18 protein-coding genes are annotated in these 17,132 nt (G+C 63.3%); 17 read left to right on the top strand and 1 reads right to left on the bottom strand.

Annotated elements, in window-relative coordinates:
- The first annotated feature begins 20 nt into the window (after window positions 1–20).
- The 17 genes from AADW18_RS03465 (at window position 21) to AADW18_RS03385 (ending at window position 16,438) form a co-directional block, all read left to right on the top strand.
- Window positions 21–587, top strand: a complete 567-nt coding sequence (locus tag AADW18_RS03465) for a hypothetical protein (protein ID WP_337341945.1) — start codon at window positions 21–23, stop codon at window positions 585–587.
- On the top strand, window positions 580–2,301 hold the full coding sequence (locus AADW18_RS03460; RefSeq protein ID WP_337341944.1) for an AMP-binding protein: 1,722 nt from the start codon (window positions 580–582) through the stop codon (window positions 2,299–2,301). Before AADW18_RS03465 ends, AADW18_RS03460 begins: the two co-directional genes overlap by 8 nt.
- Window positions 2,291–3,094 (top strand): glycosyltransferase family 2 protein, encoded by an 804-nt coding sequence (locus AADW18_RS03455; protein ID WP_337341943.1) that lies wholly within the window; start codon window positions 2,291–2,293, stop codon window positions 3,092–3,094. Before AADW18_RS03460 ends, AADW18_RS03455 begins: the two co-directional genes overlap by 11 nt.
- On the top strand, window positions 3,091–4,038 hold the full coding sequence (locus tag AADW18_RS03450; protein WP_337341942.1) for an acyltransferase: 948 nt from the start codon (window positions 3,091–3,093) through the stop codon (window positions 4,036–4,038). Before AADW18_RS03455 ends, AADW18_RS03450 begins: the two co-directional genes overlap by 4 nt.
- Window positions 4,019–5,575 carry an aromatic amino acid ammonia-lyase gene (locus AADW18_RS03445; protein ID WP_337341941.1) on the top strand — a complete coding sequence of 519 codons (1,557 nt, stop codon included), beginning with the start codon at window positions 4,019–4,021 and terminating at the stop codon, window positions 5,573–5,575. Before AADW18_RS03450 ends, AADW18_RS03445 begins: the two co-directional genes overlap by 20 nt.
- Window positions 5,565–5,993 carry an acyl-CoA thioesterase gene (locus AADW18_RS03440; protein WP_337341940.1) on the top strand — a complete coding sequence of 143 codons (429 nt, stop codon included), beginning with the start codon at window positions 5,565–5,567 and terminating at the stop codon, window positions 5,991–5,993. Before AADW18_RS03445 ends, AADW18_RS03440 begins: the two co-directional genes overlap by 11 nt.
- A gap of 59 nt (window positions 5,994–6,052) precedes the next feature.
- Complete coding sequence (locus tag AADW18_RS03435) at window positions 6,053–6,706, top strand: outer membrane lipoprotein carrier protein LolA (protein ID WP_337342114.1); 654 nt, start codon at window positions 6,053–6,055, stop codon at window positions 6,704–6,706.
- Between the two features lie 97 nt (window positions 6,707–6,803).
- A complete protein-coding gene (locus tag AADW18_RS03430; RefSeq protein WP_337341939.1) occupies window positions 6,804–9,092 on the top strand; it encodes a hypothetical protein in 2,289 nt (762 codons plus the stop codon).
- A complete protein-coding gene (locus tag AADW18_RS03425) occupies window positions 9,089–10,051 on the top strand; it encodes a class I SAM-dependent methyltransferase (protein WP_337341938.1) in 963 nt (320 codons plus the stop codon). Before AADW18_RS03430 ends, AADW18_RS03425 begins: the two co-directional genes overlap by 4 nt.
- Complete coding sequence (locus AADW18_RS03420) at window positions 10,048–11,286, top strand: NAD(P)/FAD-dependent oxidoreductase (RefSeq protein WP_337341937.1); 1,239 nt, start codon at window positions 10,048–10,050, stop codon at window positions 11,284–11,286. Before AADW18_RS03425 ends, AADW18_RS03420 begins: the two co-directional genes overlap by 4 nt.
- A complete protein-coding gene (locus tag AADW18_RS03415) occupies window positions 11,274–11,825 on the top strand; it encodes a DUF3261 domain-containing protein (protein WP_337341936.1) in 552 nt (183 codons plus the stop codon). Before AADW18_RS03420 ends, AADW18_RS03415 begins: the two co-directional genes overlap by 13 nt.
- Entirely contained in the window at window positions 11,822–13,012 is a 1,191-nt protein-coding gene (locus tag AADW18_RS03410; protein WP_337341935.1) for a beta-ketoacyl-ACP synthase, read from the top strand. The genes AADW18_RS03415 and AADW18_RS03410 overlap by 4 nt, the downstream gene beginning before the upstream one ends.
- Window position 13,013: 1 nt before the next feature.
- Entirely contained in the window at window positions 13,014–13,469 is a 456-nt protein-coding gene (locus AADW18_RS03405; protein WP_337341934.1) for a hotdog family protein, read from the top strand.
- Window positions 13,466–14,200 (top strand): 3-oxoacyl-ACP reductase FabG, encoded by a 735-nt coding sequence (gene fabG / locus AADW18_RS03400; RefSeq protein ID WP_337341933.1) that lies wholly within the window; start codon window positions 13,466–13,468, stop codon window positions 14,198–14,200. The genes AADW18_RS03405 and fabG overlap by 4 nt, the downstream gene beginning before the upstream one ends.
- A complete protein-coding gene (locus AADW18_RS03395) occupies window positions 14,197–15,456 on the top strand; it encodes a beta-ketoacyl-ACP synthase (RefSeq protein WP_337341932.1) in 1,260 nt (419 codons plus the stop codon). The genes fabG and AADW18_RS03395 overlap by 4 nt, the downstream gene beginning before the upstream one ends.
- A 30-nt stretch (window positions 15,457–15,486) precedes the next feature.
- Window positions 15,487–15,921 carry a hypothetical protein gene (locus AADW18_RS03390; protein ID WP_337341931.1) on the top strand — a complete coding sequence of 145 codons (435 nt, stop codon included), beginning with the start codon at window positions 15,487–15,489 and terminating at the stop codon, window positions 15,919–15,921.
- A gap of 64 nt (window positions 15,922–15,985) precedes the next feature.
- Window positions 15,986–16,438 (top strand): excinuclease ATPase subunit, encoded by a 453-nt coding sequence (locus AADW18_RS03385; RefSeq protein WP_337341930.1) that lies wholly within the window; start codon window positions 15,986–15,988, stop codon window positions 16,436–16,438.
- Window positions 16,439–16,490: 52 nt separating this feature from the next.
- On the opposite strand, the gene AADW18_RS03380 is transcribed toward AADW18_RS03385, so the two are convergent.
- Complete coding sequence (locus AADW18_RS03380; RefSeq protein WP_337341929.1) at window positions 16,491–16,847, bottom strand: DUF1428 domain-containing protein; 357 nt, start codon at window positions 16,845–16,847, stop codon at window positions 16,491–16,493.
- Window positions 16,848–17,132: the final 285 nt, after the last annotated feature.

The raw sequence follows: 17,132 nt of genomic DNA, 5'->3' as shown, positions 1-17,132 counted from the left end.
CCGGCCGTAGGCGTATTCCTTTGGCCCGCGCTCCTTTGGCTCGTGTCCGCGCGGTGGTATTTCTTGCGCTTTCGCTGGCGTACCCGCTAGTGGTCTATTTCGCGCTGGGTCGTTTCGAGCCGCGTTGGATGGCATTGCTGCTGTTCGCGTTGGCGCTGCTGCGTGCCGTCGCGACGCGCCAGGCGGTCTGGTTGGTGGCCGCGGGCAGCGCGGGGCTGCTGGCCGCGATGGCGACCATATTCAACGATGCCTTGCCTTTGAAACTTTATCCCGCACTGGTCAATGCCGCGATGTTGGCGGTCTTTGCCGTCAGCTTGCGCTTTCCGCCTTCGGCCGTCGAACGCATCGCCCGTCTCAGCGATCCGGATCTGCCGCCGCGGGGCGTTGTCTATACCCGCCGCGTGACGCAGGTGTGGTGCGTTTTCTTCGTGTTCAACGGCGTCGTCGCGCTGGCGACGGCGTTGTGGGCGACCGATCGGGTTTGGGCGTTCTACAACGGCCTGCTGGCGTATGTGCTGATGGGCGTGCTGTTCGGCGGCGAATGGTTGGTCCGGCAGCGGGTGATGGCGGCGCACCGGCATGGCTGATTGGATTTCGCTTAACCGAGTGGCGGTCTTGCCACAGCGCGGCCGGCCGGTCGCGTGTACCGGAGCGGAAGCGAGCGAAAGCGATGCTGCCGACCATGAGGCGTTCCGTCGGCGCGCCTCGGAATGGCGTGCTGCGTTTTCCGCTCAAAGCGGCCAGGACTGGGCGCTGTATTTCGAAGACACCGCGGAGTTTGCGGCGGCGCTGTTCGGTGCCTGGCACGCCGGCAAGCGTGTCTATCTGGGCGGCGACAACCTGCCGGCTACCTTGGCGAGGCTGCAGCCGCACGTAGCGGGTTTTGCCGGCGATGTTCCCGCCGAACTCTCACCGCTTTTTGCTGAAGCGGGCAACATCACCAGACACGGCGGTGATTCGTCCGAAGAATGGATGCCGCTGGACGAGGAATCGACCCGGCTGATGGTGTTCACTTCGGGCAGTACCGGCGAGCCGGTCGCCATCGAAAAACGGCTGAGCCAGTTGGCACGCGAAGTCGAAGCGTTGCAGGCGGCATTCGGCGCCGATCTGGGCGAGGCCGCCGTGCATGGCACGGTGTCGCATCAACATATTTATGGCTTGCTGTTCCGCGTGCTGTGGCCGTTGGCGGCCGGTCGCGCCATCGTGCCGCGGACGTTCTTTCCCGAAGACATGGCGATGGCGTTGGCGCGACGGGATTCGGTGCTGGTCGCCAGCCCCGCGCACTTGAAGCGCATGCCGGAACAGCTGGATTGGGCGTCGCTGCATGGGCGCGTGCGGGCGGTGTTTTCATCCGGCGGTGCGCTGCCGGCTGAATCGGCGCTGGCGGCGAAGCGCCTGCTGGGCGTGGCGCCCACCGAGATTTTCGGCAGCAGCGAAACCGGTGGCATCGCATGGCGGCGCTGGAACGGCGAACAACCGGCGTGGCAGGCATTACCCGGCGTGCACTGGCGGGTGGAGCAGGACGTCTTGGAAGTTCGATCGCCCCACTTGCTGCAGGACGAGTGGTGGCGCGGCCAGGACCGCGCCATAGCCGACAGCAACGGTGGGTTCCGGCTGCTGGGTCGCGCCGACCGCATCGTCAAGATCGAAGAACGCCGCGTCTCATTGGATGCGCTGGAACGGCAACTGGCCGAACACGACCACGTGCAGGAAGCCAAAGTTCTTTCACTGACCGGCGCTCGAAATACGTTGGCCGCCGTGATCGTGCCCAGCGAAGCGGGTTGGAGCTGCCTGCATGAGATCGGACGGCGCGGCTTCTCCCTCCAACTCGGCCAGCATCTTGCGACCAGTCAGGACGCAGTAACGCGGCCACGTCGCTGGCGATTCGTCGAAGCGCTACCCGTCAACGCGCAGGGCAAGTCCACCGAAGCGATGCTGACCGCATTATTCCGGCCTGAGCGTCCGCAACCGCGCTGGTTAAAGCGCGACGATTCGGCGGCCGAGCTGGAGTTGGATCTGGATCCTTCGCTGGCGGCTTTCGATGGACACTTCCCTCAGGCGGCCATCCTGCCGGGCGTGGCGCAGCTGGATTGGGCGATCCGATTCGGCCGCGAGGCCTTCGCGCTGCCGCCGCTCTTCTTGCGCATGGAAGCACTGAAATTCCAGCGCGTGGCGCGTCCCGGCGATCGCTTGACGCTGAGCCTGGAGTGGCAGGCGAACAAACACACGCTGACGTTTCGCTACGTCTCGGTGCATGGACCACACGCCAGCGGCCGGGTAGTTTTCGGTCATGACGACTGAGATGGCGGCCGCGCGGCAATCTGTCGAGGCAGCGGACGGCGATTTCCGTCCGTGGGTGCTGATCCCGGTATTCGATCATGAGCATGCCATCGGTGCCATGGTGCAAGGCGTGGTGGCGACCGGCCAGCAATGCTTGCTGGTGGATGATGGTTCCAGGAACTCATGCGCGCGCGTGCTGGACGCGCTGGCGCGGGAACACGCCCCGCAGGTGACCCTGCTGCGGCTGCCGCAAAACCAGGGAAAGGGCGGCGCGGTGCTGGCCGGATTCCGGGAAGCCGCGCGGTTGGGTGCGACCCACGTACTGCAAATCGATGCCGATGGTCAGCACGACCCGCGCGACATACCGCGCTTTCTGGAACACGCCCGCCGAGCGCCCGCGAAGATCATCTGCGGTACTCCCGAATATGACGCCAGCGTGCCCAAGGGCCGCTTGTACGGGCGTTACCTGACCCACGTTTGGGTCTGGATCAATACGTTGTCGTTCGGCATTCGCGATTCGATGTGCGGATTCCGCGTGTACCCGTTGCCGCCGGTGCTGCGCCTGATGGAACAGGAAACCATTGGCAAACGCATGGATTTCGATATCGAGGTAATCGTCCGTCTCTACTGGCGGGGCGTGGAAGTCGAGAACCTGCCGACGCGCGTGACCTATCCCAGCGACGGCGTTTCCCACTTCGACGTATGGCACGACAACGTGCGGATCAGTCGCATGCATGCGCGCCTGTTCTTCGGCATGCTGCGGCGGCTGCCGCGATTGTTGCGGATGCGCATGGCTCGGCCGGTTCGCGCATGACCGCGGCACGTGGCCAGCATTGGGCGGATATCGGCGAATCCACCTCCGCCGCAGGGATCCTGTTCCTGTGCGGTATCCATCGCTGGCTGGGGCGCTGGCCGTTCCGGATATGCGTCTACCCGGTCGTGCTGTTCCACTGGCTGACCAACGCCACGGCGCGCCGGGCATCGCTGCAGTATCTGCAGCGCCTGCATGCGCATGGCGGCGTGTTCGAAGCGACGCCGGGTTGGCGGCAAAGCCTGCGTCATTTCGCCGGGTTCGCCGAAACCCTGTTGGACAAGATCCTGGCGCTGGGCCATCGCTATCCGACGCAGCAGGTGCGAATGCATCGTGAACAGATGCTCACGGCCATCGCCAGCGGGCAGGGAGGCGTGATCATTACCGCGCACATCGGCTGCCTGGAACTGTGCCAGGCATTGGCGGATCGCGTGCCCGGGTTCCGCCTGACCGCGCTGGTGCACACGGCGCACGCACAACGTTTCAACCGGCTGATCCGCCGGTTGGACCCGCACGGCAAGGTGGAGTTGCTGCAAGTCACCGACCTGGGACCCGCTACCGCGGTGATGCTGGCTGAACGCGTGGCGCGTGGCGAATTCATCGCCATTGCCGGCGACCGCGTTCCTTTACGCGGCGGCCGCAGCGTGCGAGTGCCTTTCCTGGGGCATCCGGCGCCATTTCCCATCGGTGCCTACGTACTGGCTTCGGCGTTGGCGTGCCCGGTCTTCACGATGGCCTGCACCCACGCGGGGCAGGGCTACGACATACGTTTCGAACGCATCGCCGATCGCATCGTCCTGCCTCGCGGTTCGCGTGATGCCGCACTGGCCGAACAGGCCACGCGTTTTGCACAATGGTTGGAAGCGCAGGTTCGCGGCGCTCCTTACGACTGGTTCAATTTCTTTCCCTTCTGGGATCAGGTTCCGCATGACGCCTCCACCGAATGAAACCCCGTCGCCGCGCTTTGGCGACGCTCCGTTGCGTATCGAAGACGTGGTGGCGCTGTCGCGCCGTCGCGCGACAGCGGAGTTGTCGGAAGACCCCGCGTTCCGTGCGCGCATTACCCGTGGCGCCGACTTCCTGGATCGGCTGCTGAAAGAAGACGGCGTGATCTACGGCGTGACCACCGGCTACGGCGATTCGTGCACCGTCAATATTCCGCCGGAACTGGTCGCCGAGCTGCCGCATCATCTGTTCGCCTACCACGGCTGTGGCCTGGGCCGCTTCCTGGATGAAGCGGAAACACGCGCCGTCTTGGCCGCGCGGTTGGCGTCGCTGGCACGCGGGATGTCCGGAGTGAGCCTGCCGCTGCTGGAAGGATTGGTGCTGTTGCTGAAGCACGACGTGCTGCCATTGATCCCTGCGGAAGGCTCGGTAGGCGCCAGCGGCGATCTGACGCCGCTGTCCTACGTTGCCGCGGTGCTGTGCGGCGAGCGCGAGGTGATGTACCAGGGCCAGCGCCGGGCTGCGAAAGAAGTATTGGCCGAGATCGGCATGGTGCCGCTGCAGCTGCGGCCGAAAGAAGGTCTCGCGATCATGAACGGCACCGCGGTTATGACCGCGCTGGCCTGCCTGGCGTTCCATCGCGCGGAGTATCTGTGCCGGCTGGCGACACGGCTGACCGCGTTCAATGTACTGGCCAGCGCCGGCAACGCCCATCATTTCGATGCGGTGTTGTTCGCTGCCAAGCCGCACCCCGGACAATCGCGAACGGCGCAGCGCTTGCGCGAAGACCTGCATAGCGACCGGCCCCCGCGCAACGAGCAGCGGCTCCAGGATCGCTATTCGCTGCGCTGCGCACCTCACGTGATCGGCGTGCTGGAAGACGCATTGCCGTTCCTGCGCCAGTTGATCGAAACCGAACTCAACAGCGCCAACGACAATCCCCTGATCGATCCCGACCGCGAGCAGATTCTGCACGGCGGCCATTTTTACGGTGGCCACATCGCCTTCGCGATGGATTCCATGAAGAACGCCGTGGCCAACATCGCCGATCTTCTGGATCGGCAGTTGGCGCTGCTGGTCGACACTCGCTTCAATCACGGCCTGCCGTCCAACCTGTCCGCCGCCAGCGGCCCGCGTGCCGCGATCAACCACGGCCTGAAGGCACTGCAGATCAGCGTGTCGGCATGGACCGCCGAAGCCCTGAAACTGACCATGCCGGCGTCGGTGTTCTCGCGTTCCACCGAATGCCACAACCAGGACAAAGTCAGCATGGGCACGATTTCCGCCCGCGACTGCCTGCGCATCGTCGAGCTGACCGAACAAGTCGTCGCGGCGATGCTGATCGCCGCGCGCCAGGGCATCGAACTGCGGCAACGCGTGGCGGGACCGCAATCCGAACTGCGCGATGAACCCGCATCGATGTACGAAGATCTTCGCCAGCGCATCTCGCTGATCGAAGAAGACCGTGCCTTGGACGGCGAGTTGCGTGCATTGCTGGATGACATCCGCGGCGAACGCTGGGCGCTGTATGCCGACTGATAAACCGTCCCATCTCCGCCATGCGGTGTCGCTAAGTCCGGCCTTCCATGATTGCGATCCGATGCAGGTGGTCTGGCATGGCAACTACTTCAAGTATCTGGAGATTGCTCGCTGCGCATTGCTGCAGAGTTTCAACTACGACTATCCGCAAATGTCCGAGTCCGGTTATCTATGGCCGGTAGTGGATGCGCGTATCAAATACATCCGGCCATTGCGCTATGCGCAGCCGCTGCGTGTGCACGCGGAAATCAGCGAATGGGAAAACCGGCTGAAGATTGATTACCGCATCGAGGACGCTGAAACGGAACAGATCCTGACCCGTGCCCACACCATTCAGGTGGCAGTCGATGCGGTTTCCGGCGAGATGCTTTATGTCTGTCCTCCTGTGCTTTGGGAAAAGCTGAGAGTAAAGATATGAAGTCGAGCAACGGCGATTCGCACAGCCAAGGGCGCAGTGTCTACGTGCCAGCAAAAAACATGCGTCCGACACGGCGCGGCGCCCGGGGTTTGGGACGCGTGCTGATCTGGTTGGTGTTGCTATTGCTGGCGATCGCTGTGCTGCCGTGTGTGCAGGCGGCTGACGATCTGAACCTGGTGCGCCAGCGCGTGGCTCAGGTGCCGGTGCTGCGAGGCGATTTCGAACAGGAAAAGCAGATCAGTGGATTCAAGAATCCACTGCGCTCGCAAGGACATTTTCTGCTGGCGCGCGATAAAGGGGTGGTGTGGACCACCGTCAAGCCATTTCCTTCGGAAGTGGTATTGACTCGCGACCGGATACTCAGTCGTCAGCGTGATGGCAGTACCCGCACCGAAATGGATGCCCGCCAGCAACCCGCTTTACGCTCAGTCAATCTGATGATGTTTGCGCTGATGAGTGGCGACGTGGAATCGCTCTCGTCGCGCTTCAATATTCAAGTCCAGGCGCAGGCCAAGGACGGTTGGCGGATCACCCTGAAGCCGAAGCCCGGCGCACTGGCGCGTTCGTTCGAATCGATCGTGCTGAATGGCGATCGCTATGTGCGCCAGGTCGAGATAGCCGAAGCCAACGGCGATCGCACGCAACTGAAATTCCTCAATCTCCGCGAAACACCGGCGAGCTTGGGCGTGGACGAGGCGAAGCGCTTTGACTGAGCCGGCGCGCTCTAATGAGGCGAGCTCTAATGAGGCGAGCGCCGGTAGTGAGCGTTTCGCGCGAGCGTGGCGTTGGCTGGCGCTGGCCTGGTTGTTGGTGGTCGTCGCCGTTGGATTCCATCAATGGCATTTCTGGCAGCAGTCGCGCATCGACAGCGACGTGCTGGCGCTGCTGCCGCAGGACGCCGACGACCGCGTAGTGGCCGATGCCACTCGCCACATTGCCGATGCCAGCGCGCGCCAGATGGTGGTGTTGTTGGGGGCGGAAACACCGGAGCAGGCGAAAGCGGCCGAAGCGGCGTTTCGTGGCCACCTGCAAGCGCTTCAGAAAGCGCACCAGCTTCCGTTCCGGGAAAGCGAGTCGGCCGAGGACTGGTTCGACACAGCGCGAGCGTTTTATGCACCGTATCGTGATCGTGTACTGACCGCGGAACAGCGAATCCGGTTATCCAGGACGCCTGCCGATGCGCTGGCCGAAGAAGCCTTGGCGGCGCTGTACGGCCCCATGGGCGCGCCGCGCCTGACGGAATGGCGCTCCGACCCGTTGGGGCTCTGGCCGCAGTGGTGGAGCGCACGCGCGGCCGCGTCGGGTCTGCGTATCGGCGACGACGGTCTGCTACAGGCTGACGATGGCTACTGGGCGGTTTTGCGATTCCAGACTCGCGCCTCGGCGTTTGCATTGAATGGTGAGCGCGTCATCCAGGACGCGCTGGATTCGGCTACCGGTGCGGCACGGGAACAAGTGCCTGGAGTACGCGACCTGCGCGCCGGCGTGCCGCTACACGCGGAAGCCGCGGCGGTGCAGGCCCACCGTGAGATCAACACCATCGGCTGGGGATCGTTGGCGGCAGTGCTGTTGCTGACGTGGCTGGCATTCCGTTCGTTGCGGCCGATCCTGCTGGTGGCGGTGTCCTTGCTGATCGGCTGCGCCGCGGCATTGTCGGTGACTGCGCTGGTATTTGGAGAAGTGCATCTGTTGACTCTGATCTTCGGTGCGAGCCTGGTGGGCGTAGCCGAGGATTACGGTATCCATTGGTTCGCAGCCCGCCAGGGCGAAGACAGGAAAAACAGCTGGTCGCTGCTTCGTCACTTGTTGCCAGGATTGGCGTTAGCGCTGGTGACCAGCGCGTTGGCGTACCTCGCGCTGGGCTTGGCGCCGTTTCCTGGTCTTCGCCAAATGGCGTTGTTCTCGGTGGTCGGGTTGGCCGCGGCGTTTCTCACCGTGGTGTGCTGGTTTCCGTTTATCGGTGGCCGCCGTCCTCCCGTCACCAAGTTTTCGCAGCGGCTAGGCGGCGGTTTGCAGCGTTGGCCTAGCGCACGCGTCAACCGTGCGTGGATGATGGTCGGCGTGCTGACGCTGTCATTCATCGCGGCGGGTATGTGGCAGCTGGATACCGATGACGATCTGCGCAGCCTGCAATCGTCGCCGCGGACGCTGATCGAACAGCAGGCGAAGATCGGTCGCCTGCTGGGCATGCCCAGTCCGGCGCAGTTTTACCTGGTGCGCGGCGCCGATGCCGAGCAGACGCTGCAGCGGGAAGAAGCGCTGATCGAAAAGCTCGACCGCTTGAAGGCCGAGCACAAGATCGGCGGCTACCGCGCGATCAGCGATTGGCTGCCTTCGCAAAAGCGGCAGACAGCCGATGCTGTACTGACCACCCGTGCCGAAACCCAGGTCATGTCGCGGGTCTCCGCGCAATTGGGCGAAGACCTGCAGCGGCAGCCGCCTTCCACGGGAAACATCGAAACGAGCGCGTTTTTGCGATCGCCAGCCTCGGAGCCGTTTCGCCATCTCTGGCTGGGGCCGCTGGGCGATGGCGTGGCCACGGTGGTGCTGGTGGACGACCTTTCCCAAGCCGGTGCCTTGGATCTGTTGCGTGCGCAGGCCGAGAACCTGGAAGGGGTGCGTTGGGTCAATCGCACCGCCGACTTTTCGCGGCTGTTGGGGCATTACCGGCAGATGATGACCTGGCTGCTGCTGGTCGGCGTGCTGCTGGTCTTCGCGGTGCTGTACTGGCGCTATCGCGGCCTCGCTTGGCGCGCGCTGTTGCCGACGCTGTTGGCGGGCCTGTTGACGGTAGCGCTATTGGGTTGGCTGGGGCAGCCGCTGCAACTGTTCAATGTGTTGGCGCTGATGCTGCTGCTTGGCATGGGCATCGACTACGGCGTGTTCCTGGTGGAGCATCAAGGCGACCCGAGCGCATGGCTGGCGGTTTCGGTGGGTGCGGCCAGTACCTGGTTGTCGTTCGGCTTGCTGGGGTTGTCGTCCACGCCGGCATTGCGAGCGTTCGGGCTGACGTTGTTGTTCGGCATCGGATTGGTGTGGTTGATCTCGCCGTTATTCCGGCCGACCGCGAGCACAGTCGTGGGAGAGCCAACACCATGAGTGCAGCGAATCCATTCGATAACGACGCTTCCATGGCGGACATGACAAGGCGCCATACACCCGCCATGCCAGCGCCGTCGGCAGCCGCGCCGGAGTCGATGGATTGGGCGACGGTGTCGCTGCCGAAAACATGGCCTGACATCACGCCATGGTGGCAGCCTGCGATGGCACGCAAGCTGTTCAGCAAGTTCCGAGGCAAGCAGCGCAGCCGTGTCGAACTGCCGCAGAATCTGCCTGGCGCGCAATGCCTTCCAAAATATCTCCTGCAAGAGTTCCACAACCTGCCCAACGGCAACTATTCGCATCGGGTAACCCGCGGTTATGTGCGTGGCTTCGAGCGCGCCATGCTGGGCCACATGCGGCGGGGCCGCGCACAAGTCGCTGCTAGCCTGCGGAAAGCAGAACGCGCGGTGGATATCGGCTGTGGTGCGGGATACCTGGCGGCGGCTCTGCATCAGGCGGGTGTCGACGAAGTCTGGGCGCTGGAGCCATCGCCATACCTGCTCAGTCTCGCGGCACGCCAGCATTCGGGCATCCATTGGCGGCAGGGCGTGGCGGAAGACAGCGGTTTGCCGGATGGCTACTTCGATGCGGTCGGCATCAGCTTCGTGCTGCACGAAATCCCACCGCATTACCTGCGTGGTTTCTGCGCCGAGCTCCGGCGCATTACTCGTCCGGGTGCACGCTTGGCCTTGCTTGAACCTTCGCCGCTGCAATGGCGCGAGAGCGCTGGAACGCTGTTCCGGCGCCATGGCTGGCGCGGCGTGTACTTCTGGTGGATGGCGCGTCGCGTATTCGAGCCGTTCGCGGACGCCTGGCACAAACTCGATTTTCCGGCGCTGCTGGCCGAGCACGGCTTTGTCGTCACCCGCGACGACGTCGGCTGCCCCTTTCGTTTTCTCGTCGCCGAACGTATCGACGAAGTCTCTCAAATAAACTCAACAGGTAAACAGGCATGACGGCTGTCAAGGAAAAAACCGACGTTCTCATCATCGGCGCGGGTCCAGCAGGCTCGGTGGCGGCCGCGTTGCTGCGACAGCAAGGACGCAAGGTGCTGATCGTGGAACGGGAACAGTTCCCGCGTTTTTCCATTGGCGAAAGCTTGTTGCCGCAAAGCATGGAATACATCGAAGCCGCGGGCCTGCTGCAGGACGTGGTGGAAGCCGGCTTCCAGTACAAGAATGGCGCCGCCTTCGTACGTGGCGAGCGCACCACCGAGTTCGATTTCCGTAACAAGTTTTCTGCGGGATGGGGCACGACCTACCAGGTGCAGCGCGGCGACTTCGATCATGTGCTGGCCAAGGGCGCCGAACGGATGGGTGCGGAGGTGCGCTACCGCCATGAGGTGCTGGCAGTGGAGCCAGGAGAAACGCCTCGAGTGACCGTCCGCTCGCCGGAAGGCGAGGAGTACGTCATTGAAGCCGACTTCCTGCTGGATGCCAGCGGCTTTGGCCGGTTGCTGCCGCGCTTGCTGAAGTTGGAGACGCCGTCCAATTTCCCGGTGCGCGGCGCCATCTTTACCCATGTTCGCGATCACATTCCGGCAAACGCCGGCTTCGACCGCAACAAGATCCTGATCACCACGCATCCGGAACACGTCGACGTCTGGTACTGGACCATTCCGTTTTCCAACGGCTGCTGTTCGTTGGGCGTGGTGGCGGAACTCGAGTTCCTCAATCGTTACCAGGGCACCGAACTGGAACGCCTGCAAGCGATCGTCGGCGAAGATCCCAACCTGACGCGGCTGCTCAAGAACGCGGAATGGGCCGTGCTGCCGGTACGGCAGATCACCGGTTATTCGGCCAATGTCCAGTCGCTCTGGGGGCCGGGCTACGCGCTGCTGGGCAATGCAGGTGAATTCCTCGACCCGGTGTTCTCGTCCGGCGTGACCATCGCGTTCAAGTCGGCGCAGCTGGCCGCCGAGTGCCTGCGCCGCAAGTACGCGGGCGAGCAGGTCGATTGGGAGAAGGATTTCTCCGTTCCCTTGCGCGATGGCGTGCAGACGTTCCGCCGCTTCGTCGAATCCTGGTACGAAGGCGGCTTCCAGAAGATCATTTTTCACCCCAATCAGCAGCCGGAAATCCGCGGGATGATTTGTTCGATCCTGGCCGGCTACGCGTGGGACAAGAAGAATCCATACGTCGCCGAAACGCAGCGCCGCCTGCGCGTGCTGGAGCAGCTGTGCGGCGCCTGATCGCCCTGGCGTTGCTTTGCCTGTCGCTGGCAGCGTGCCCACAGCGGCAGGCACCTGCGCCATTGGTGGAGCTGCCGCCGCTGCGCCTGGCGCCAGCGGCACTGGGCCATGAGCTGTCGGTGCAGCAGAAATTGCATTTCCGTTTCGGCACCCAGCAGCGCGAGTTGGATGCGTTGTTGGAAGTGGACGCGTCCGAAGTCCGGCTGGCCGTACAAGCGCTGGGACAAACGGGCGTGAGCCTGCATTGGGACGGCGTCGAACTGACTCAGCAGCGCGCCTCCTGGCTGCCGGAAGCCGTGCGCAGCGAACGCGTATTGGACGACCTGCAGTTCGTCCTTTGGCCGGCCGATGCCATCCGCGCGGCGCTGCCGCCGGATTGGCGGTTGGAGGAGCAAGCCGGTACGCGCCGGCTGTTGCGCGGCGAGACGGTATGGCTTTCCGCCACGCCGCTGGATGCGCGGCGCGTGCAGCTTGAGAACCTTGCCGAGCGCTATAGTCTGGAGATCGAGTCGGCGGACATCGGAGCGCCCGCACCATGAGCGGCGCCCGCATCTATCTCAATGACCTTGGCATCATCTGCGCGCTCGGCGAAGGCAAGGCGCAGGTGCGCGGGGCATTGCTCGCCGCCGATACGCCCCGGGGCGTCGCTATTTCCGATGCGATGACGCCCGGCAGGCCGATAGCGATCGGACACATCCGACAGCCTTTGCCCGACGTCTCCGACCGGCCCTTGCCGCTGCACGGGCGCAACAATGCGCTGCTGTCGGCCGCGTTCGCGCAGATACGGAACGCCGTCGACCAGGCGATCGGGCGATATGGCGCCGAGCGGGTGGCGGTGATCCTTGGCACCAGCACCTCGGGCATCGGCGAAGCCGAGCAGGCGCTGCCGCTATGGCAGGACAACGGCCAATGGCCAGCGGACTTCCACTATTCGCAACAGGAAATCGGCGCGCCTTCGCGCTTCCTGGTCCATGAATCCGGTGCGCGGGGCCCAGCCTGGACGATTTCCACCGCGTGCTCATCCAGCGCCAAGGCACTGGCGTCTGCAGCCCGATTGCTGCGCGCCGGCATCGTCGATGCGGTGATCGCCGGCGGTGCGGACTCGCTGTGCCGTTTCACCATCGAGGGCTTCACTGCGCTGGAGTCGGTGTCGTCCGCGCGATGCAATCCCTTTTCCGCCAACCGCAATGGCATCAACATCGGCGAAGGTGCCGCGTTGTTCCTGATGACGCGCGAACCCGGACCGGTGCATCTGGCCGGCTGGGGCGAAACTTCGGATGCCCACCATATTTCCGCGCCGGAGCCTCAAGGCATCGGCGCCATCACCGCCATCCAGCAGGCGCTGTCGCGGGCTGGGATCGCGGGAAAGCAGCTGGATTACGTCAATCTGCACGGCACCGCGACCCGCCAGAACGACGCCATGGAAAGCCTGGCGGTCATGACCGTATGCGGCGGCGAAGTGCCGGTCAGTTCCACCAAGCCACTCACGGGCCATACGCTGGGCGCGGCCGGCGCCATCGAGGCAGGCTTGTGCTGGTTGAGCATGGTCGACAACCCCGATGCGTTGTTGCCTCCTCATTGGTGGGACGGCGAAAGCGATCCGGAATTGCCCCCGCTGTATTTGGTACGGGCTGGTGAGCGCGCGGCCAAGCCGCTGCGGCATGTGCTGAGCCAATCGTTCGCGTTCGGCGGCAGCAATGCGGCCTTGTTGTTCGGAGTGGAGTGAGATGGGAGCGCTATACGACATCGAACGGGTAGTGCCGCACCGCGGCACGATGCGGTTGATCGATCGCCTGCTGGAGTGGGACGAAGACCATGTGGTGGTCGAACTGCGCGTACCGGTGGAAAGTCCGTTCAGTACCGATGCCGGCATGCCAGCCTGGGTGGGCGTGGAGTACATGGCGCAAGCCATCGCCGCCTGGGCAGGTTGCCGTGCGCGTACGGCGGACAAGGAGCCCAGCATTGGCTTTTTGCTGGGCACGCGTCGCTACACCGCAACGGATTCGTATTTTCGCGCGGGTGCCTTGTTGCGGGTGGAAGCAACCCGGGAGTTGATGGGCGACAATGGCCTGGGGATGTTCGGCTGCCGGATCCTGGAGGACGGCAGGGAAGTGGCGACAGCCAATGTATCGGTGTTCGAACCACCGGATGCGATGGCCTACTTGGAGAGTGGAACGTTATGAGTGGTGACTCGACCGTCCTGGTGACGGGAGCCAGCCGTGGTATCGGTCGCGCAATCGCGCTTCGCGCCGCGCAAGATGGTTTCGACGTGGTGGTCCATTGTCGTAACCGCGTGGATCAAGCCGAGGCAGTGGCGGCCGATATCAGAAATCTGGGAAGGAACGCGCGCGTGCTGAGCTTCGACATCGCCGATCGCGCCGTCACCGCACAGACGCTTGAGGCGGACATTGCCGAACACGGCACCTACTACGGCGTCGTATGCAACGCTGGCATTGCCCGCGACAACGCCTTTCCGGCGATGAGCGGAGAGGATTGGGACGCGGTGATCCACACCAACCTGGGTGCGTTCTACAACGTACTCAATCCGTTGGTGATGCCGCTGGTGCGCCGACGCAAACCGGGACGCATCGTTACGTTGTCATCGGTGTCGGGCCTGGTCGGCAATCGCGGGCAAACCAACTACAGCGCTGCGAAAGCGGGCATCATCGGGGCCAGCAAAGCGCTGGCGTTGGAACTGGCCAGCCGCGGCATCACCGTCAACTGCGTGGCGCCGGGCCTGATCGACACCGAGATGGTCAGCGGCGAAGTCGCCGATGAAGCCTTGAAGATGATTCCCATGCGTCGCATGGGCAAGCCGGAAGAAGTGGCTTCGGTCGTGTCTTTCCTGCTGTCCGAGCAGGCGAGCTACGTCACCCGCCAAGTCATTTCAGTCAACGGAGGACTGATCGGATGAGCGCACCTGTTGCGAAAAACCATGCGCCTCGTCGCGTCGTTGTCACCGGCGCCGGTACCATCAGTCCGCTGGGGCACGATTGGCCCAGCGTGCACCTGCGCCTGCGCGAGTGCCGCAATGCCGTGCGCCACATGCCGGACTGGGATATCTACGAAGGGCTGAACACCAAGCTGGCCGCGCCCGCCGAAGATTTCGAACTGCCCGCCCATTACAACCGCAAGACCACCCGCAGCATGGGTCGTGTGGCGCTGATGTCGGTGCGTGCCACTGAACTGGCATTGGAACAAGCCGGCCTGCTGGGCCACCCGGTACTCAAGAGCGGGCAGGTGGGCGTGTCGTATGGTTCGTCGGCCGGCAGCCATAACGCCATCGGCGAGTTCGGCCGCATGCTCAACGAGCACACTACCGACGGCATCAACGCCACTACCTATCTGAAGATGATGAGCCACACCGCGCCGGTGAACATCGGCGTGTTCTTCGGCCTGACCGGCCGTGTCATCACCACGTCCAGCGCCTGCACGTCGGGCAGCCAGGGCGTGGGTTCGGCGTATGAGGCCATTCGCACCGGCAAGCAGGTCGCCATGATCGCGGGCGGCGCGGAGCAACTGGACGCCACCGCCGCGGCGGTCTTCGATACTTTGTTCGCCACCAGCGTGCGCAACGACGCACCGGAAACCACGCCGCGGCCATTCGATGCCAACCGCGATGGCCTGGTGCTGGGCGAGGGCGCCTGCACCTTGATCCTGGAAGAACTGGAACACGCCCGCGCGCGCGGCGCCGATATCCTGGCGGAAGTCGTCGGCTACGGCACCAACAGCGACGGCCAGCACGTCACTCAACCCAGCGCCGAAACCATGGCCCAAGCCATGCGCTTGGCCTTGGAAGACGCCGAGCTGGCGCCCGAGGACATCGGCTACGTCAATGCTCACGGTACGGCGACCGATCATGGGGACATCGCCGAAACCGCCGCCACCGCGCAGGTGTTCGGCCCGCGTATGCCCATCAGTTCGCTGAAAAGCTATGTCGGCCACACGCTTGGCGCCTGCGGTGCCTACGAAGCCTGGATCACCATCGAGATGATGCGCGAAGGCTGGTTCGCGCCCACGCTCAATCTGGAATCCCGCGATCCGCGTTGCGCGGAGTTGGACTACGTGACCGGGGAGGGCAGGGAACTGCGCACCCACTACGTGATGAGCAATAACTTTGCCTTTGGCGGTATCAATACGTCGTTGATCTTCAAGCGTTGGCACCAGTAAATAACAAACCGTTCTCAAAGGGGGGAACCTATGACCAGACACTTCATCAACACCTTTCTTCTTGCTCTGTTGCTGGCTATTGCCGCGCCGGCGTTCGCCAAGCAACACGAGATGATTACGCCGGAATACGAAGCCTTCGCGCCGGCGATTACCCGGCCGCTGACCCGGCAGGAAGTGCGTGCCGCTGTTATCGACGCCGCGCAGGCACGCGGTTGGGTAGTAACCGGCGACGAGCCTGGCAAGCTGACCTTGCGCTATGCGCCGCGCACGCATCTGGCGGTGATCGCCGTCAGCTACGACGACAAAGGTTTCAAGATCGGCTACGTGACCAGCGAGGACCTGGATTACGAGGTCAAGCGCGGGAAGACCTATATTCATGGAAACTACAATTTGTGGCTGGAGCGGCTTTCGCACGACATCAAGAACTCCAAGGTGTTGTGGAGTGTTGTCGACATCGCCAAGTAGACGTGGGCCGATCCGTCAAGAAGCGTTTAGCCAAGTCAGTTCAAACCCAAAAGGAGCAAACCGCATGAATCGCATCGTATTGACCGCAGCCGCTACAGTGATCGCCCTGGCATCGGCCATTCCTCAAGCTTCCGCCCGCGAGACACGGGTGGAGCTGCCATTGCAGGAACTGCTTGATTCGCCGCAAGCCAAAGAGGCCGGTATCGATGGTAGCGTCCGCTTCTACCTGGCCGGGCAGAAACACCCGGCGGTCGTTTCGAAGATGGGTGAAGACGTCGCAAACCGTAAAACCAACGCGGCCAATAAGTCGGATGAGGAAGCTTGCCGCTGGGTGACGCTGTCGGTGCTGAAGGCCTTCCAGGACAGCGCCAAGTCGAAGGGTGCCAATGCGGTCATCGACGTGGTGAGCTACTACAAGAAGAAAGAGTTCAGCAGCCCGACCAACTACGAATGCTATGCCGGCGCCATCATGGCGGGTACGGCGCTCAAGGGCACCTACGCGAAAGTAGGCAAGTAAGAGGACGGGCGCTGGCTTTTTCCAAGCTGGCGCCCGTTTTCCATGCTGTGCCTCAGAGCTTCACCAGCGCCTTAAAACCGCCAAAAATCATCCGCTTCGAATCGAACGGCATCGTTTTGGGATCCATCGCCGCGATGCGTGGATCCGCCATCGCCAGCTTGTTGATCTTGTCGCGGTGCGCGCGCGATTTGTAGCAGATCCACGAGAACACCACGGTCTCGTCCGGTTTCAGCTTGACGCTCTTCGGGAATGACGTGGTTTTTCCCTCTGGCACATCATCGCCGACGCATTCCCAATACTGCAGCGCGCCGTGCTCCATCCAGACCTTGCCGGCCTTGCGCGCGAGCTTTCTGTAGGCGTCCACGTTGCTTTTAGGGACCGGCAGTACGAAACCATCCACGTAGCTCATTGTTTACTCCTGTTGGGTGCCGACGGCCATCGTCAGCGCAAGCACGTTAAGACGGAGCAAAGCCCCGGCAGCCTTATCGTAGAGCGGAGCCGCGCCCCGCGATAGCACCGAGTCAGTAGCCATGAGGCCGTCGCAACGGCAGGCGATAGCGAATAGCCGTCTGCAAGCGTTTCTTGTAGAGCGGAGCTGCGCCCCGCGATAGCGCCGAGTCAGTAGCCATGAGGCCGTCGCAACGGCATGCGATAGCGAATAGCCGTCTACAGGCGTTTCTTGTAGAGCGGAGCT

Origin of the sequence: Pseudoxanthomonas sp. CCNWLY206-1, assembly GCF_039710385.1 — a bacterium.
GTDB lineage: Bacteria > Pseudomonadota > Gammaproteobacteria > Xanthomonadales > Xanthomonadaceae > Pseudoxanthomonas_A.
The sequence above is the reverse complement of the archived record's forward strand: the minus strand, read 5'-3'. Positions and strand labels throughout refer to the sequence as shown.

Excerpts from the sequence above, each read along its gene's own strand:
- AADW18_RS03460 (WP_337341944.1), top strand. The coding sequence starts at position 580 with ATGGCTGATTGGATTTCGCTTAACCGAGTGGCGGTCTTGCCACAGCGC.
- AADW18_RS03455 (WP_337341943.1), top strand. The coding sequence starts at position 2,291 with ATGACGACTGAGATGGCGGCCGCGCGGCAATCTGTCGAGGCAGCGGAC.
- AADW18_RS03450 (WP_337341942.1), top strand. The coding sequence starts at position 3,091 with ATGACCGCGGCACGTGGCCAGCATTGGGCGGATATCGGCGAATCCACC.
- AADW18_RS03445 (WP_337341941.1), top strand. The coding sequence starts at position 4,019 with ATGACGCCTCCACCGAATGAAACCCCGTCGCCGCGCTTTGGCGACGCT.
- AADW18_RS03440 (WP_337341940.1), top strand. The coding sequence starts at position 5,565 with ATGCCGACTGATAAACCGTCCCATCTCCGCCATGCGGTGTCGCTAAGT.
- AADW18_RS03435 (WP_337342114.1), top strand. The coding sequence starts at position 6,053 with ATGCGTCCGACACGGCGCGGCGCCCGGGGTTTGGGACGCGTGCTGATC.
- AADW18_RS03425 (WP_337341938.1), top strand. The coding sequence starts at position 9,089 with ATGAGTGCAGCGAATCCATTCGATAACGACGCTTCCATGGCGGACATG.
- AADW18_RS03420 (WP_337341937.1), top strand. The coding sequence starts at position 10,048 with ATGACGGCTGTCAAGGAAAAAACCGACGTTCTCATCATCGGCGCGGGT.
- AADW18_RS03410 (WP_337341935.1), top strand. The coding sequence starts at position 11,822 with ATGAGCGGCGCCCGCATCTATCTCAATGACCTTGGCATCATCTGCGCG.
- AADW18_RS03405 (WP_337341934.1), top strand. The coding sequence starts at position 13,014 with ATGGGAGCGCTATACGACATCGAACGGGTAGTGCCGCACCGCGGCACG.
- fabG (WP_337341933.1), top strand. The coding sequence starts at position 13,466 with ATGAGTGGTGACTCGACCGTCCTGGTGACGGGAGCCAGCCGTGGTATC.
- AADW18_RS03395 (WP_337341932.1), top strand. The coding sequence starts at position 14,197 with ATGAGCGCACCTGTTGCGAAAAACCATGCGCCTCGTCGCGTCGTTGTC.
- AADW18_RS03390 (WP_337341931.1), top strand. The coding sequence starts at position 15,487 with ATGACCAGACACTTCATCAACACCTTTCTTCTTGCTCTGTTGCTGGCT.
- AADW18_RS03385 (WP_337341930.1), top strand. The coding sequence starts at position 15,986 with ATGAATCGCATCGTATTGACCGCAGCCGCTACAGTGATCGCCCTGGCA.
- AADW18_RS03380 (WP_337341929.1), bottom strand. The coding sequence starts at position 16,847 with ATGAGCTACGTGGATGGTTTCGTACTGCCGGTCCCTAAAAGCAACGTG.